This window comes from Segatella sp., assembly GCF_977051555.1.
The window spans coordinates 1-17,995 of the sequence record NZ_CDRSSE010000014.1; the positions used below are offsets into that span (position 1 = coordinate 1).

Consider the following 17,995-nt stretch of genomic DNA (forward strand, 5'->3'; position numbering starts at 1 on the left):
ACAAAATAAAGAAGAAGACTTCTTGACAACTGAATACCATAATAATTTGATTCATGCTCAAAAGGAAGGAGGTAATCATGAATAATGGAATTTATAGAGTTATCCAGGAGGGAACTTCTCTTATGGGTAACCAATATCTAAATGAGGCAATGGTTAGAACATGGCTTGAATACTCATTGAAAATGCTTGATTTAGTTTGTGGCAACACTTTTACAAAATATCAATATTCTTCGTTTGCTTTTCAAGTAATGAATTCTCCAATTACGCCTTTTGAGAAATTGAGCAAGTGTGTGGAGTACTTGATTAAATTAGCATCGATGATTTAAGTAAAGGGCTAAATATTAAGTTAATAAGTCTTTCTTCAGATGATAATTTATGAAAAAAAATGATATTATAGAAAATACAGGGCATGATGCAAAAGGAGCAAAAGGTTTTGATTATCAGTTCCTTTATTTTATAAATCGGCTGTTGAAAATGGTCGAAAAAGGAGATGTCGTTTTCTACGAAAAGTATGATGATGTTTCTATGTCCTCAGATGAAGGCCTTGTATACTTCCAGTTGAAACATACTATTGGAGGTAGTAATCAAAAAACTGTTAATCTTAGCTTGCGTGATCAGGACTTGTGGAAAACCATAGCGGTTTGGATAGATATAACCAACAAACAGGATGAAGATAAGCGGATTGACTTTTTGGAAAGTAATAGTTTTGTCTTGGTAACAAATAAAAACTCCGTAAACAATTCTTTCTGGATGGAATTGCAGAAATATCAAAATGGTGATATTTCCTTTGATGATTTGAAGAAATTTTATACAAAAGTCTATGAGGAGACAAGAGAATCCAAACGAAAGGATGTAAATGCCCAAAAAGGAAAGACGACAAAGGGTTATATAAAATGTCTCATTGATTTTGATTATGCTGACCAATTATTGAAATCTATGAGTATTTGTTTTGAACCAGATTTGAAAAGAGAGATTCTTGAGTCATTGGAACTCAACAAGAATATTCCCCACAAAAATGTGGAAGAGGCTTATCAAGAGCTCCTTGGGATGATTAGAGATAAATACTATTCAGACCAAAAGGATTCCTATACTAGGGAGGAATTTTCCAAGGTTTTTGACAGAATCTGTCAAAAATACAGAGAACGTAAGTTTACTTTTAAGAGGAATACAATGACGAAGCTTCCTCCTCATTTGGAAGATCAAGTATTCATAAAGCAGTTGATGGATGTAGAAGATATTTCTCTTGAAGATGATCCTTTAATTGTTGAATACACAATGGAAAAATTTGATTATATCAATAGTATTAGAGTTGCAACTAAAAATGATGATGTTTCGGAAGAAGAAGTTGAATACGTCAGAGCTGATGCTGTAAGATATTGGCGTCAGAAATATCATCATTATATGGGACGTATCAATCCTGATGACAATGACAAAATTATAGAGAAAGCAAGCGACCTCTTAAATGATATAAGGGACAAAAATATATATTTTGTAGAGAAAGAAATAGAATCATATTTCTCTAATGGTTGCTTTTATTATCTCTCAGACAAAGACTCAGAACATGAACCGCAAATTGGCTGGCGACCTGGATGGGAGGAAAAATACAAAAACAATGGATAGACTATATAATAATGAGGCTATAGTGGGAAGTGTCATTTTGTTGTTGCTTAATAGCGGCGATATGGAGATGGCACGATTGAGCATAGTGGTTCCCATGATTATCAATGATAAGCTAAGAAATCGTTTATCAAGGTATACGGATAATACAATCGTTGAAAATGTAAAGCATTGCTATGCAGATTTGACATTGAACAGAATTTACCAAGAACTGCTGATTATTGAAATCAACAGTTTGGTTATGTTGAGTCAAGCTGATTTGCTTTTGGTGACAAAAGACAAGATTTCATTAACAGATAATGGTAAGGAGGTTATAAAAGAGATTAGAAAGAACAATAGTAAACGCTTGAAACGTATACTTAAAGTATATAATTTGATTTTGAATCGTGTAAATCAAGTAAGCACAGAACAATTGTATAAATCATTAAACATAAAGCTATGAATTTTTATATAAGGCAAATAAAATTATGGTTCAAACAAAATGTGGAGCCAAAGGTCTATGAGTTTGTACCTAACAAGATAAATGTAATTACAGGAGATTCTTCAACGGGCAAGTCTTCGATTTTGCGAATCATAGACTACTGTCTGTTGTCGGAACGCTCTACTATTGTGGAGGATGTAATCAATCAGAACATCAAGTGGTATGGGCTTGCTTTTTCTTTGAATAATGTTGATTATGTGATAGCTCGAAAAAATCCTCAAAATGAAACTGCAGAGCAACAAATGTTTTTCTCAGAAGGGAAAGAATTCCCTGAGGAGTTACAGGCAAATACCAATCGAGGAGAGTTGTTGTTGAAATTTAATGAGTTATTCCAAACTCCTAAAGCTACATTTAGAATAGATAAAAAGAAAACTGAAGTGAATTTGAATTTCCGTCATTTTCTGATTTTCTCTTATCTTACAGAGGACATCATTGCTACGATGAATACTTACTTTGATTCCAATTTCTTTGGTTCAAAAATTGATTTTGATTATTTTCTTGATGATTTCATCAAAATAGCTTTGGGTATAGAGGATGCAAAACAGGATGAACTCAAGAAAAAGTACGCAGAAGAGAAGAAAAAGATGGAGGCTGAATACAAGAAACGAGAGGACTATGCAAAGAAAAAGTTGACGTATGAAAAAACGCTTCTTCGTTTAAAAGACAAATTTGTATCTTTGGGTTTGGGAGAAAACAGTTTCTTTAATGATGTTGACATAATGCTCGGAATCGTGAAACAGGGCCTTCAGAAATTTGAGCAGTATAGCGATAATGACAAAATAATGAAGGATTTGGATGCTCTGAAGGAAAAGCGAAAGACGTTAACTGCCCAAATCGCCAAATACAATAGTTTGAAGAGAGAATATGAGCGTTATCAAAATCTTTCCAAAGAGCAAGGTGATAGTTTGGTGCCATTGAATTTTCTGAATAAACATATTGAGGAAGTGTTGGATTATGAAGATACGAAATTGCTTGTGCAGAATCTGAGAGACTCCTTGCTGAAAATTAAAGAAACCTGTGAACAAAAAATTGAACTACCTGAAAACTTTGAGCAGCACTACAAGGATTTGATAGCGCAAAAACAGGCTGTTGATTCCAAAATTGCACGGATGGACAAGCTGTCAAAAAATACCGCTAGTGTGAGATGGATGCATGAGGCTGTGAAATTGAGAGTAGAATTTGAAAATTTGAAGGAGCCAAAGTTCAAGGGATTAACGGATTCAGAATATATCAATTTACAGGATGAGGTAAATGACTTAAGCGATAAGATATCCAGATTTATTTCAAATAAATCCGAAATTGAAGCAGGTTTGGATGATGCTATCAACAAATACTATGGCTCGCAAATAGGTATATCTGCATCCTATAATTCTTGTCGTCCGCATTTTAATATTGAAGAGCGAATGTTGATGTTGAAGAGCCCGGATTCAAAATTCTATAAGCGCAACGTGGGTAGTAAATCAAACTATATGTTTATGCACTTATGCTTCTTTTTAGGACTTCATGACTTCTTGTTGCAGCAGAACAATGAATTCGTTCCGAATTTTTTATTTATAGACCAGCCAAGTATTCCTTATTATGCAGATAAAACCAAGCATAATGAAAATATCCAAAATGATGATGAGAAGAAGTTGCGTGATGCCTTCTGCTTAATGAATCGTTTTATGGATACTATTGTCGGCTTGAAGAAACTGAACTTCCAGATAATTATGATAGAACATGCAGACAGTAAATACTGGGATAATTTTAATTATTTTGAAACTCGATATGGGTTTACTGAAGACAAAGACTTTGGTTTAATTCCTGAAATTTTAGCACGAAAATCATGAAAATTAAATTAGGTAATATAGCGTATGCTGTTGTTCAGATGGTTGGCAACAAAACGAATGGTGAAGGTGTTGCATTCTCATCAGAAAAGATTGATTTGTGTGATATTAAAAATATTCTCTTTGAATTATTTGATAAATCGCTGAAATATGATGACCTAAAGCGTTTGGACTTTGTTGGCGGAGTGCAACTAAATCCTGTTTACAATTTCGTGTCATCCATTTTTGAAGACGAGAATTCTTTTATACAAGAAGCTAATAATTTAGCTACTTATCTCTATCAGCAAAGCCTCCATCCTTCAATCAAGAATGGAGAGTTTTACGTGATGAAGATTAATGATTGTATAGTAGATGGGGACAAGGTTGATGCCGTAGGTTTGTTTAAATCGGAACTTCATGATACTGTTTTAAAAGTTGTCAATAATGGCAATGGAATACAGATAATCCCAGAAAACGGAATGAGTTTGAAGAAACTGGATAAAGGTTGTGTTGTTTTCAATAAGAACCGCAATGACGGCTACGTCGTTGCGGTACTGGATAGCAATACTCATGATGCCAATTATTGGACGGAAGCTTTTCTTCATGCCGTATCATGCAAGGATAGTTATCATGATACAATGAACTATATTGACTTTTGTAAAGGCTTTATGGCAAGTGAAACTATGGAGACCGTATGCAAAGCAGATAAGGCTATTATGATGAATAAGGCTATAGAAACATTGAAAAGTTCGGAAGAATTGGATTTCTCGTCTTTTGTCAATCAGGCTTTTGGTGAAAAAATGAAAGGCCAGATAGACGCATTTAAAGAAGACTATGAACTTTCTCAAACAAAATTGCCAGATACCATATTACCTTCAAAAACAGCCGTAAAGAAACAGGCTACAACTAAAATTACTACAATAAAACTAGATAAGAACTTTGATATTAAAGTCAAAGGTGTCAAAGACTTGTTGGAGCAAGGCTATGATGAAAATAGAGGTATGAAATATTATAAACTTTATTACGAAGAGGAAAAGTAAAAAGTATTATGCTGAAATTCAAGTTGATAGATAAATGTTGGCAGAATGCAGTTGGGGAGTCAACTGATGGGGCAGATTTCTTTCTAGAAAAGAATGAATGGGATGATTATGGCTATCATACCATGTATCATTTGCACGCAACGAGTAAGTTGACCTCGGAAGGTCATGTTTATCTTGGATATATACGTATCATGAAACATGGACAGGAAGAACATGATATTTATCTTTTAAACAAACAACAAGGAAAACAGATTGTATTTTCAGAGCTTCCTAAAAACTTTGTTTCCTTGACAACATCTATCGATGTATTTAAGGGGTTGAACAAATATTTGACGCAAGAAGGAAGGCTACAATTTATTAAACAGATGCACCTTATACTAGATGAAGAGTCGGAATATTATAAATTGGTACATGAGGATGATTGTTTCACAGTTTCTTTGTTGCGAGACACAACAATGGACAATTACTCATTAAAGAAAGGTATTTCTTTGCTGATGGATAAAGCGACATATTATAATCTACAGCAACAATCAATAAAGATAAAGTTTGCAAATGTGGACGAATTTACGCCTCTGAATTTCTCATGCTTACCGAATTTTCAATCCAAAAACATTCCGAATGGAGTCATAACGTTCATAGGAAAAAATGGATCGGGTAAAAGTACCTCTATTTACAATCTTGCCAAATTGATGTATGCCTATCCCGACCAACGGTTTAGGCTGAATGAAAAAATCGGGAAGGTTGAACCTAATGATACAGGTATCAATAAATTGTTTTTGCTGTCATATAGTCCATTTGATAATTTTGTTCTCCCTGGTATTGGAGGAGAAGATTATAGAGTCATTCTTGAAGGGTTGAAAAATAATGATGGGCGTTTTGTCTTTTGTGGTATAAGGGATGTGGAGAGTGAGTTTGAAACGATATTGAAAAATCCTCAAAAAGAGACTTATGAAAAACTGTTTGAAGATACAAGATTGGACGCAACCTCGCTAAAGCCAATAAATGTTTTGGCAGACGAATTTATTCAAGCTATGAATGCTTTAGAGCATGATGTAAATCGAAACAAAATATGGGATGATATTGGGAGAAAAAGCCGTAGAAACTTTCCTGAAATAGAAGAATTGATGGATGCCTTTTTTATACTCGGTGACGAAGTTAGAAAAGATAATTTTCTTCATTTATCTACAGGATATAAATATTTCTTTCATTCCTTAGCTCACATCATTGCCTATATAGAGGAAGATAGTCTTATCCTGTTTGATGAACCAGAAAACCATATTCATCCTCCAATGTTATCGTTTATGATAAGCTCTTTGAGGAATATTTTGTCAGAATATCAATCGGTCATGTTGATTGCGACACATTCGCCTGTAATTGTTCAAGAAACTTTTGCCAAGAATGTTTTCGTTGTAAGACGATATGATGGTAAGACCGTTATATCACATCCGCAGATAGAAACTTATGGAGCAAATATTTCTGAGATAACAAGTGAAGTCTTTGATTTGACTACCGATATAACAAAGTATTATGATGCGTTTGAAAGTATTTATGACAAGTTGAAAGGTGAAGAAAATTGGCAGTCTGTAGATGATATGGTAAAGAGTATCGAAAAGTATTTGGATGGAGCAATTAGCTCTCAGATGCTTTCTTATCTTATAAACCTATATATTCAAGATCATACAAAAGAATAACAAAATATGTGGAAATTACACAAGCCAAAGCTTTCTGACGCAAAAAACGACATTATAGTTGTTGTCAGTCATTGTAATAATCTTGAAGAATCGGACAAAAGGAAAATGTCAAAGTTGTATGAAGATTATGATGTAGGTAATGGAGAAGTTTCTCCTCTTCAGCTACAACCATTAGAGGGGAAAAAAGAAATTATAAGGAGACAGTATGTAAAGACATCAGGGAAGCTACAAAATAAAGATGAGGACAATCATTTAGTTTACATAAGAAAAGAATTGATGAGAAATGTGGATAAATGTCCATATTGTAGTATCAATGCTCCTCAACAGCTTGACCACTTTATGGACAAGGCTCTTTATGGTCAATTGGCCGTTTGTCGATTAAATCTAGTTCCGTTATGTGGTACATGCAATCATAAGAAAGGAGAAATTTCATATAAGGAATTTACTCATCCGTATTATCAGAAATTCCCCCTGGTCCATTTCTGAAGGCTGACTGTCTGATTGTCAAAGATAGGGTTATGGTAAAGTTTTCTATAGATTCAAGAATTATAACTGATGCCGTATTGCGTAACAGACTGGAAAAACAGATGCAAAATTTAGATTTGTCAACTCGTCTAGGAAAGGCTGTTAATGAGTTCCTGTCTCAACTCTGTTTTAACATTTTGGTAGATAAACAAGAAGAAATTCCTATATATTTGAAAATACAATTGAAGAATTACGAACGGCTGTATGCAATGAATGACTGGAGATGTGCTACTATTCGTGGATTGATAAATTGTCCACAATTTAATATTGATGTAATCAATAATTATAAAAAGATAAAAGAACCTATAAACGGAATTGGTGCTTAAAATAAACTGAACGTTTTTAACAGAAAAAAAGCTATGATACAATCCTACGCAAAATACAAACAATTCAAGTCCTTGGTGGATGCCAAGGAGAATGGGAAAGCTGTGAGAAGCGGCTTGGACTTTCTGCGCTTCGTGGCAGAGGAATACTGCCGCTTGGAAGTGTATAACAACCAAGAATGTGATGGGGATGATTTCTTCACTTATCAAGTGGAGAAAGAACTGGCACAGGTGTTGAGAGACGAGGCTACTCCTATTGAATCTGTTGCTAAGGCACAGAAAGAGATGGCTGAGATTGAGAAGATGGAGGCTTACGATGACTATTGCCTTTGCTTCTTTGACCATATCCGTGAGGCTATCAACTTCAGATTGGCGGATGCGGATACTTATCTCGCTGACCTTGACAAGCAGATAAAGCATCATACATACGAATACAAGAGATTGGTGAATGACGAAAACTTTGACCAGTTGAGTTCTCTGTTCAGATTCGAGGAGTTGGGCAAGTTGCTCATCAAGAAGATAGAGTATCTGCGGACTCACGATAGAGAGAATGAAGAGGGTGCTATCTTGGAGGAATACAAGTATGTACCTGATGTCTGCTCCTTCAAAATCAATGAACTTCTCGAAAAGGGATTGGAGAATGATGTCTTGAAAGAGATAGACAAAACGATTGCAGTATATGGCGATGATGGATACAATACCACTGAACCTTGGCATCTGCAAAAGATAGAAATCTTGGAAAGACGTAATGACAAGGCTAGCGTTATTGAAGAATACCGCAGATTGTTCCGTCAGTTCTTGGTGGACAAGCGACCTTACTTCGAGAAATTGAAAGAGTTGGTAGCCAAGGAGGATTGGGATGAGTTTGTTGTGAAACTCTTTGGGGATATTCCACATATCACGGATGATGATTGTGGCGAAGTGTGTAACATGATTGTGGAGGAAAAGAAGTATCAGTGCCTCTTGAAGATTCTGATGGACAACAGAATGTCGTTCAGCCGAGTGGAACTCTTCAAAAAGTATGCGCATTATATGAGCGAGGAAGACCAAGCTACTTATACTGAGTATGTTATTGATGATTTGCGTAAGCACTTGAGTTATGCAAAATCGAAGAGTTATGGCTATATCGTGGATGACATCAAGGGTATGTACACTTGTTGTGATGTTTCCAAGAAACTTATCTTGGATTTTGTGGAGGAGGTAGAATACAATTATGGCAATCGTCCTGCTTTGATGCGATTGCTGAGAAACTGATTATTTTGATTTAAAACATATACTATGGTTATACTAAAGAATTTACCATTTAGAGATAAGCTTGACTTGGTTGCGATGATAGCGTATGATACCAAGAGAGTGATTCAAGAACATGCAAAGTTGATAAATGTGAGTTTGCCATCATCCTATCGCAAAGGTGAAATGGCGGAAGGACTTGCTACATTGTTTCAGCATGATCCTTTCTATACGGTCAACCAACTTCCGATGGACGAGCAGAAGTTAATAGCCCAACTCATCAATCTGAAATTTGACGAGTGTGTTGAAGTGCCAAGAAATAACGAAAAGCATCTTATGATGCAGAAAGTTCATTTGGTGGTGACATACGAGGATGGCAATACTTGGAAGTTATTTATGCCTGATTGCGTAAGGACAATACTAAGAGATACTACGGAAAGCCAGATAGGTGATATTCCCGGCATGATGGAATACCGCAAAGTATTGGAGAGTTTGACGGAATGTAACATCATGTTGCAGGAAGTGATGGACAAAGAGGCTGGCAAGATACCTATGTCACAAGCTTCCAAGCTGATTCTGAACCAACTGGAGAAGCAATATATAGAGAAGCGTGAGGAACTTCGCAAAATTCAAGCGAAATACTCATGGGCTTCTGATAAGAAAAATCCTGTACAGCAGAGTATCGCTGATGCCTTGATGTATATCGGATTTATGAAATTGGTATAACATCATTATTGGTTCTTAGACATTGTTAATGAAGGAAATCAAGCTTTTTGAACGATTCTACGACCGAAGCGAGTAGAACCGTTTTTGAGGGAACATTCCAATTGTCATGTTTGGATTGTTGCCCATAGAAGGGAGTTGGTTTCTCAGATAAAAGACACTTTGAATAAGTTTCTTTTGAATTTCAGTTCTTCGAAAATCACCCCGTCAAATCTTCTAAAATCACCCCGTCCCTCTTTACCCTTAAAGAGGGCTCCACCTCTCACCCCGACCCTCTCACCCTCAGGGGAGAGGGAGGAAACCGCCCTACTCGGTGCTCGGAACCGCTTCGCTCTAAGGATGGCGGACCATCAAAGGTCTCGCCAGATTGGGCGGGATGGGACCGCCTGGGGACTTTAAAAGGTAAAAAGGTAAAAGAAATCTGCGTCATCTGCGAAATCTGCGGAACGATCATGTCAGAACGAAATGAGAATAGGAGAGACTATTTTTGTATAATTTGCTGATAACTTGCAGATTTCTTGTGATTTTCTTGGTGGTTTCGAGGAAAAAGCGTAATTTTGCGGTAACAAACATAAAATGCAAAAATATGGAAGAAAATATATATGATATAAAAATGGTGGCTCGTTATATTGCTTTATCTTTGTTGACGAAGCAGATGACTGTTAGCCCTTTAAAACTCCAAAAGTTGCTTTATTATGCGCAAGCTTGGAGTATGGTGTTCTTTGGTCGCCAAAGACAACTGTTTGCAGATGTTCCTCAAGCATGGGTAAATGGTCCGGTTTACCCTACTATATATAATATGTGGAAGAATAGAAACATGTGTGAGCATCTTACGCCAGCAGATTTTGAAACAACAGAGGATGTTATGGATGAAGCTCTCGACGAGGTTACTAAGCAATTAGGGCTTGGCGATGATGAAATCCAATTGTTGGAACAGATAGTACTGAAATATGGTAGCAAATCACAGAATTACCTCATATTCTTGACTCACTCTGAATTGCCGTGGTGTGAGAAACGCGAGGGGCTGAAACCTTTTGAACGCTCGATAAATCCTCTGTCATTGGACACGATGTATAGCTATTATGCTGAGCGTCATGCCAAGAATGTAGAACGCAGAAAAAGTACGGTAACGGCATGAGTATAGAGATTTTTGATGATGACATCGAACAGTTGCGAGATGATTTATCTGTAGAACCTTGGAGTGTCATCAGTAATGATGACGTCAGGAATTCTTGTCAGTTACCGATTCGCATCAGCTATGAATTTGTTGATATGGGAGATTCAGAATATGGTTTTAATCAGAATTTCTCCGAAAAAGATACCTTTGAGTATTTTGGCTGTATGAAATATATTTCTGGTCGAACCATTGATGAACTTTTGATGGATGATGACTTTCGCTTACGTAGGCATTCTGCTTCACACAAGCCTTTGAAGTCGGCATTGGATAAATTGGAACTTGGTATAACTGATGGACAGCCAATCATCTTTCATTTTGGACTATATACGGATAAGAAGCAAATGGCTTCAAGAGAAAGTGGTGTTCGTTCGCCCAGAATATACTTTATGCAAGGGTTGTATGGTGTAATTTATCCTCTCTTCTTCGACCCTTATCATGAAATTACAAAATAGATTAAAATCCTGCACGGATAGAAAGTGGTATACACTTTAATTGCCTAATATCTGGAACACACAAAAGGTTTAGATTTTAAATTTTAATTATATACGATAAGATGGGTTGAGTTTTGAATAAAAGCTCGGCTCATCTTGTTGGCTTATTGCATTTTCATATTTTCCTATTTTACTCTTCTTTAGTCCCACAGATTGCACGGATTACACTGATTGTGGAATTGTGCGGGTGGGGACTGTTTGGGAAGAAATAATTTCTTTTGATGAAGAAAATCAAGCTTTATGACTACCAGCAGAAGATGCTGGAGGACATCATCAACGTGCTGACTTCTGCAGCTACCAGTACATTTTACAATGAAAATGGTAAGAAGGAGAAGGTTGGCAGTTCGGTGATGGTGCAGATGCCGACAGGTACGGGAAAGACCTACGTGATGGCGGCTGTGGTGAAATGGTTTCTTGATAACCATGACACGGGCGAAGTGTGGATTGTTGCGCACCGCCGTGAACTGGTGGAACAGATGCAGCAGACGCTGGACAGATTCTGCCTGGACTATGGGGAGAAGGAAATGGAGCTGAAAGCGAAAGTAAGGATAAGGGTGCTCTCCATTCAATGGTTGAACAGACATATCAGCGAACTGGAAGGGGCGGAGTGTACGCCTGGACTCATCGTAGTGGATGAGGCGCACCACGCCATAGCAGACTCCTATCAAGATCTGTTTAACAGGAACAGAAAGGCTCTGAAAATTGGTATGACCGCCACTCCATGTCGCATGAATAAGAAATCCTTCAGCAAACTGTTCGAGATATTGCTGAAATCTCCCTGTACCAACGACTTCATCCTGCGTGGTTATCTGGCACCCTACGACTACGTGGTTATCGGCAAGTACTCCAACGATCAGATGACCGTGAACCAGCTTAAAGGACGAGGCAGTGATGGCGACTATGCCATCAAGGAGATGAACGAGAAACTGAATATTCCGCAGACCATCCAACGCCTCTACGACAGCGTGAAGAAATATGCTGACGGCAAGAAGGGAATCGTATATGCCATTGACATTGTGCATGCCCAGGCGATAGCTGCCTGTTATAATGCGCTCGGAATGAAAAGTGTGGCACTGGACAGCAAGACGCCTGCCAAGAAACGCAAGGAGATGGTGGAGGCTTTCAGACGCAGCGAGATAGACTGTCTGGTGAACGTGAACCTCTTCGACGAGGGGTTTGACTGTCCGGACGTGGAGTTTATCCAGATGGCCCGTCCTACGCTGTCGCTAGCCAAGTATCTGCAGATGGTGGGGCGTGGGTTGCGCATCAACAAGGAGAACAAGGATAAGGTGTGCATGATTATCGACAACGTAGGTAACTACCGCAAGTTCGGCTTGCCTGACAAGCCTCGTAACTGGGAGAGTATGTTTGCTGGGTTGAGGGCTGGCAAGGGTATCATCCCAACCTATGTGAAGAAGATGCAGAACATCATTGCCGTGAATGATGAGATGATAACGGTGAAGAAGGCGAATACGGCAAGGAAGAAGATGACTGTCAAACAACTGAATGAATATCTGAAGAATGTAGAGCCTTTCCAGCAGGATGGCAGATGGGGACTGAGGGTGATGGACGACATCATCGTGAAACCCATTTATGCGTATATCTCTGACTTCGAAGGTGATTATGCCGAATGCAGAATAGGCAAAAAGAGATGTTTGTATGGTCTATTGGACAGGAGGGGTAATATCATCCTGCCTCCAGAATATAAAGACATATACGGGTGGAACGAACATTCGGTTGAAGTAAAAGGTAATGATGGTTACAGCAGGACCATTGAATTGTAACCGTAAACGGTATACCGTGATGGAGCGGTAGAATAAATAGAAAAGCCCCTGATGCGTGATGCATCAGGGGCTTTTCGTTTATTCTTCTGCCAGTTCTTTCATTGCATCGTTCAATGTATTGAAAAGAACGTTGATGTTTTCTTCTTCATTCTTGCACGCCTCCTTGAAGAGGGCAACAGGATCTTCGGTGCTGCTCTTGAGCGGAGTCTCGTTGAGCAGGATGTTGACATTGTTCAGCAGCATGCCGTGAAGGGTAGGCATGTGGAGCTGGTGCTGCTCGCCCTCCTTGCTGCCACACTTCAAGCCTGCGGCGTATGCCTTTACGATGATGCGGACCAGGAGATGGATGGCCATCGGCTCGTCGGCGAGACTGATCAGAATGCCGTGGGTATAATCGCGTACATGCTCTTCAAGAGTGGTAAACTTGCCTTGCAGAAGCCAGGTGAAGTTACGCTTGTATTCTGACTCCATCGCCTTGTACAGCGGGTTCGATTTGCAGGCTATGCGCAAGTAGTCGAGCATGGTTGGCTCAAAGGTCGGGTCAGCCTGTTTCATGCTGTCGAAGTTCTTCTTCATGCGCTCGTTGGCTTCCTCGGCAGTCTTGTAGTTGAGGCGTACGAGGATGGAGAACATGATGTCGAAGAAGTATTGGTTTACCTCGCCATAGTGCTCCAGCATCATCTGCTTAATCTGTTTCGGATCGTTCTTCTTGCTGAAGTCATTGCCTTCGATGGTAGCATCGATGATGCCACGTGCGTAAGCCTCGAAGAACCCTCTTACAAATGCAGCTACCGCCTGATAACTGTTGATTCTTTTGCTCATTTCTTGTCTGTGTTTATTGGCTGTTCCTGTTTGGGATTAACAGCATCTTATTCAAAAGTCTTAAATTCATACCCCTGTTCCAGGAGCCATTCTATAGCCTGAGGGAGCGCTGTCTTCAGCTTTTCAATGCTCTTCAGCGAGTCGTGGAAGGTGATGATGCTGCCATTGCGGGCATATCGCTTCACATTGTTCACCACATCTTCTGCCGTCATCCATTTGGAATAGTCGCGCGTCACCACATCCCACATAATCACCTTATAAGTGCGGTGTAGCCACCAATACTCACTTGGTCGCATCCAGCCGTGAGGTGGACGGAAGAGATGGGCATGGATGATGTCGTTAGCCTTGTTGGTGTTGAGCACGTAGGAGATGACACGGTGCTTGAAGGCACCGATATGGTTGAATGTATGGTTGCCTACCTGATGGCCCTCTGCCACAATCTGGTTGTAGAGGTCATGATGGCGCAATACATTCTCGCCTACCATAAAGAAAGTTGCCTTGATATTGTACTTTCTCAGGGTCTCTAAGATGAATGGCGTTGACTCAGGAATCGGACCGTCATCAAATGTAAGATAGACTGAATGGTCTTTCTTGTCCATTCTCCAGATGGCCTTTGGATATAACCATCTGAGCCATTTGGCTGGTTGCTCTATGAACATGGATAAAACAGGTTTATATGAATAATGAAAAGTTTGGTGTCGTGTTTCGCGACACCAAACTTTTTTCTATTTTTTACTGATTGCCTTCCGGCATTCTGCCACCTCTGCCATGATAGAGACGGTAGAGGTTGTTGAGCTGCTTCTCATACTTCTGCTCCAACTGTGGACTCACCATTCCGGCAGCCTCGCAGATGCTCTGCATAATCATAATCTGACGGATGCAGTCGTGCTCTGCCTGGAGGAAACGGTCGTTTGGCAGTGAGAGATAGTAGTTGAGGTATTGTGAAGCATTCTTCCATACCGCTTCAACATATTCCTTACCCTTGGCTTTCTGACCGGTCATCAGCCAGCCGCGAGCCATATCCAAGCCACCGCTCATATAGTCGAGCGTAACATTATAGGCAGGAATCTCGGTATCAGCCTTTTTCAGGATGTTGATAGCCTTCTGCTTCTTGCCTTCGGCGATGAGCTGCAGGGCTGTCTGGGCAAGCAGGCGACGGTGTGTATAGCACATGCGCATGGTTGTCTCGTCGATATAGAGTCCCTTCTGCTTCAGGTTGCCGAACTTGAATCGGGTCATGATGTTGTGGTAAGCCTTCTCTGTATCGAAGTTCTTGGCACCTGGCTTGTTGGTGGTGAACGGAGTGATACGGTTGACAAGTCCCTCCTGTACGAAGTTGTCGCCGAGGTTCATATAGTTCTCTTCGCCTACGGTGAGTGCCACGTAGAGCGGACGGGTCCAGTTGCACTGTGCCAGCATCTCGAGCATCATGAGGTCGCCCTTGTAGAGTGCGCTCTTGCCAGCAAGCGAGATGACCATCTTATCAGGTATCGTATCGGCAGCCATCAGCATGCCGCTCTTCTTTACAGCCTCCTTGTCGATGGTGACATAGAGGGTATCTGTAGGAATGAAGTGCATGTCAGGGTTCTTGCTGCGTACCCAATTCTTCAGGATGTTCTTGAGCTCGAACGGTTCGTCACCAAACTGCTTCTTGGCATTCTCTGGATCCTGCTTGTAGAAGTCGAGAATCTGCTTCTTTGCCTCAGGCTCAACAGATACATATTCGTTGGTACCTGAACAGAAGTCGAGACGTGGCCAGGTGATTGGCACGGATGGTGAGTTGTATGCAGGACGCATCATCTGATCGATATACCAGTCGGTCTGCAGGTAGCTCAGGTTACATACGCGGGCATCGGTTCCAACGCCTTCTACCTCCTGGTTGTACCAGAGTGGGAAGGTATCGTTATCACCATTGGTAAAGATGATAGGGTTGCCCTTCTCCTGGAGTGACATCAGGTAGTTCTGACCGAAGTCACGGCAGGTGTAACGGTTTGAGCGGTCGTGATCATCCCAGGTCTGTGATGCCATCTGGATAGGTACGAGAAGTGTTACTACAGCTACGATGGCTGTTACGGCAGTACCGCTGAGCTTCATCTTCTGCTTCAGAAGGTCGATGATGGCGAGTACGCCGAGACCGCACCAGATAGCGTATGCATAGAATGAACCGGCATAAGCATAGTCACGCTCACGTGGCTGCATAGGTGTCTGATTCAGGTAGATGACGATGGCAAGACCTGTCATGAAGAACAGGAAGAATACAATCCAGAACTGCTGGATTCCGATAGGGAGGAGTACTTCCTCTTCCTTGCCGTTTTTCATTACCTTCTTCTTGCGGGTATACCAAGCCTGCCAGAAAAGTCCGATGAGACCGAGAATCAGCGGCATGCAATAGAATACATTGTGTCCCTTGTTCTCCTTCAGATCGTCTGGCAATTTGCTCTGGTCGCCATAGAGTGAATCATCGATGAATGAGAAACCGGTAATCCAGTTACCATGTTCTGGCTCACCATTGCCCTGGATGTCGTTCTGACGGCCGGCAAAGTTCCACATGAAGTAGCGCCAGTACATGAAGTTGCACTGGTAAGAGAGGAAGAAGCGGATGTTGTCAAACTGTGACGGCATCTTCACCATCATGCTCTCGCCGCAGCGGTCGTATGGAATCTGTGTGCCTTCTACACCGCCCATCCAGTCTTCGTATGCCTGGGCATGAGCCGAACTGTACATACGAGGGAAGAGCATGTTCTGGGCATAGATATACTTATTCTTGTGACTTACTACGAAGTAAGAGTCCTTCTCATCAGCCGAAGCTTTCTCCTTGCGCTGGTAAACCGGTGCGCCTTCCTTCATAACAGGCTTGCACATGTTGCCGTCTACTTCGAGGGCTACCTGTGATGTATAAGCCTGCCCATAGAACAGAGGACGGTCGCCATACTGGTCGCGGCTCAGGTAACTTCCGAGGGTAAAGATGTCCTCAGGAGAGTTCTGGTCCATAGGAGGGTTGGCAGATGAACGGATCACGATGAGTGCATAGCTGGAATAACCAATCATCAGCATCAGCATGCAGAGCAAGGCTGTATTCTTGACGCGTGCTGAGATGAGAGGCAGGAGCTGCATCTTCTTCTTGGCGATGCCTGTAGCTTCGTCAACGCCTGCAACTACTTCCTGCTTGCGCTTGTAGTTGAGCGCGAACCAGAGGATAACCAGCACGATGATGCCGGTGATGGCAGCAGTCCAGCCATATCCGTAGAATGGGATGCCGAGCATGCCGAAACCGAGAACGAAGGCGATATTCTGCTTCTTCTCGTTCTTCTCTGATGCATTGCAGGTCTCGTAGATACCCCAGATGACAGAGGCTACGAGGCAGATGATGTATACGATTTCACCGGTATTGAACGGACAGCCGAGGGTGTTGACAAAGAACAGCTCGAACCAGCCGCCTACGGTGATGATACCTGGAACCACACCATACAGTACGGCTACCACTACGAGGAATGATAGGAACAGCGCCAGGAGCGAACCCTTGAGGTTGGCATGTGGCACCTTCTTGTAGTAATAAACCAATACGATGGCTGGGATACAGAGCAGGTTGAGCAGGTGGACACCGATACTCAAACCGGTCATATAGGCGATGAGCACAAGCCAACGGTCGCTATGAGGCTCGTCAGCATGGTCTTCCCACTTCAGAATCAGCCAGAATACCACAGCGGTAAAGGCTGAAGAGAACGCATAAACCTCACCCTCGACAGCAGAGAACCAGAAGGTGTCGCTGAAGGTGTAGATGAGTGCGCCCACCATACCGGATGCCTCGATGGCTATCAGCTTGCTGGTAGTCAGTTCTTTCCAGTCACTGATGACGAGACGGCGTGCCAGGTGGGTGATGGTCCAGAAGAGGAACATGATACAGACGGCACTCAAGAGTGCGCTCATCGTGTTCACCATCTTGGCTACCTGGGTGGTGTCGCTGGCGAAATGTGTGAAGAAATTGCCTAAAAGCATGAAGAATGGTGCCCCTGGTGGGTGACCGATCTCCTGCTTGTAAGCAGTCGTAATAAACTCAGGACAGTCCCAGAAGCTGGCTGTCGGTTCAATTGTGGAACAATAAGTGAACGCCGCAATGATGAATGCGACCCATCCGAAGATATTGTCCACTAATCTGTACTGTTTCATTATTGTTTAAACTTTAATGTATTATATTTCTTTCTGAATGCTTTCTCCGTTTCTGAATGCTTTCTCTGTGCCTTTCAAGGAAGGCACATTCCAGTTGCAAAGATAATAAAAAGATGAGA

15 protein-coding genes are annotated in these 17,995 nt (G+C 41.0%); 12 read left to right on the forward strand and 3 right to left on the reverse strand.

Going from position 1 to position 17,995, the window contains the following annotated elements:
• Positions 1-375 precede the first annotated feature (375 nt).
• From ACWJAO_RS05180 to ACWJAO_RS05235, 12 genes are all read left to right on the forward strand, one after another.
• Positions 376-1,620 carry a hypothetical protein gene (locus ACWJAO_RS05180; RefSeq protein ID WP_449139482.1) on the forward strand — a complete coding sequence of 415 codons (1,245 nt, stop codon included), beginning with the start codon at positions 376-378 and terminating at the stop codon, positions 1,618-1,620.
• Positions 1,613-2,059, forward strand: coding sequence for a hypothetical protein (locus ACWJAO_RS05185; RefSeq protein ID WP_264912185.1), 447 nt, complete (start codon positions 1,613-1,615; stop codon positions 2,057-2,059). Before ACWJAO_RS05180 ends, ACWJAO_RS05185 begins: the two co-directional genes overlap by 8 nt.
• On the forward strand, positions 2,056-3,927 hold the full coding sequence (locus ACWJAO_RS05190) for a DUF3732 domain-containing protein (protein WP_449139483.1): 1,872 nt from the start codon (positions 2,056-2,058) through the stop codon (positions 3,925-3,927). The genes ACWJAO_RS05185 and ACWJAO_RS05190 overlap by 4 nt, the downstream gene beginning before the upstream one ends.
• The gene (locus tag ACWJAO_RS05195) at positions 3,924-4,943 is read left to right on the forward strand and encodes a nucleoid-associated protein (protein WP_449139484.1); all 1,020 of its coding nucleotides are present in this window, start codon (positions 3,924-3,926) and stop codon (positions 4,941-4,943) included. Before ACWJAO_RS05190 ends, ACWJAO_RS05195 begins: the two co-directional genes overlap by 4 nt.
• Positions 4,944-4,951: 8 nt before the next feature.
• Positions 4,952-6,634 carry an AAA family ATPase gene (locus ACWJAO_RS05200; protein WP_449139485.1) on the forward strand — a complete coding sequence of 561 codons (1,683 nt, stop codon included), beginning with the start codon at positions 4,952-4,954 and terminating at the stop codon, positions 6,632-6,634.
• 6 nt (positions 6,635-6,640) lie between these two features.
• Positions 6,641-7,120 (forward strand): hypothetical protein, encoded by a 480-nt coding sequence (locus ACWJAO_RS05205; protein WP_449139486.1) that lies wholly within the window; start codon positions 6,641-6,643, stop codon positions 7,118-7,120.
• Between the two features lie 32 nt (positions 7,121-7,152).
• Positions 7,153-7,485 (forward strand): hypothetical protein, encoded by a 333-nt coding sequence (locus tag ACWJAO_RS05210; RefSeq protein ID WP_449139487.1) that lies wholly within the window; start codon positions 7,153-7,155, stop codon positions 7,483-7,485.
• A 33-nt stretch (positions 7,486-7,518) separates the two neighbouring features.
• Complete coding sequence (locus ACWJAO_RS05215) at positions 7,519-8,736, forward strand: hypothetical protein (protein ID WP_449139488.1); 1,218 nt, start codon at positions 7,519-7,521, stop codon at positions 8,734-8,736.
• 24 nt (positions 8,737-8,760) lie between these two features.
• Positions 8,761-9,438: a hypothetical protein gene (locus ACWJAO_RS05220; RefSeq protein ID WP_449139489.1), complete on the forward strand. Its 678-nt coding sequence runs from the start codon at positions 8,761-8,763 to the stop codon at positions 9,436-9,438.
• Between the two features lie 583 nt (positions 9,439-10,021).
• Positions 10,022-10,573 (forward strand): Panacea domain-containing protein, encoded by a 552-nt coding sequence (locus tag ACWJAO_RS05225; RefSeq protein ID WP_449139490.1) that lies wholly within the window; start codon positions 10,022-10,024, stop codon positions 10,571-10,573.
• Positions 10,570-11,064 carry a hypothetical protein gene (locus ACWJAO_RS05230; protein ID WP_449139491.1) on the forward strand — a complete coding sequence of 165 codons (495 nt, stop codon included), beginning with the start codon at positions 10,570-10,572 and terminating at the stop codon, positions 11,062-11,064. Before ACWJAO_RS05225 ends, ACWJAO_RS05230 begins: the two co-directional genes overlap by 4 nt.
• A gap of 260 nt (positions 11,065-11,324) precedes the next feature.
• Positions 11,325-12,887, forward strand: a complete 1,563-nt coding sequence (locus ACWJAO_RS05235) for a DEAD/DEAH box helicase family protein (protein ID WP_449139492.1) — start codon at positions 11,325-11,327, stop codon at positions 12,885-12,887.
• A 78-nt stretch (positions 12,888-12,965) separates the two neighbouring features.
• On the opposite strand, the gene ACWJAO_RS05240 is transcribed toward ACWJAO_RS05235, so the two are convergent.
• From ACWJAO_RS05240 to ACWJAO_RS05250, 3 genes are all read right to left on the reverse strand, one after another.
• The gene (locus tag ACWJAO_RS05240) at positions 12,966-13,709 is read right to left on the reverse strand and encodes a hypothetical protein (protein WP_449139493.1); all 744 of its coding nucleotides are present in this window, start codon (positions 13,707-13,709) and stop codon (positions 12,966-12,968) included.
• 47 nt (positions 13,710-13,756) lie between these two features.
• A complete protein-coding gene (locus tag ACWJAO_RS05245) occupies positions 13,757-14,368 on the reverse strand; it encodes a polysaccharide deacetylase family protein (RefSeq protein ID WP_449139494.1) in 612 nt (203 codons plus the stop codon).
• Between the two features lie 73 nt (positions 14,369-14,441).
• Positions 14,442-17,876, reverse strand: coding sequence for a glycosyltransferase family 117 protein (locus ACWJAO_RS05250; protein ID WP_449139495.1), 3,435 nt, complete (start codon positions 17,874-17,876; stop codon positions 14,442-14,444).
• Positions 17,877-17,995: the final 119 nt, after the last annotated feature.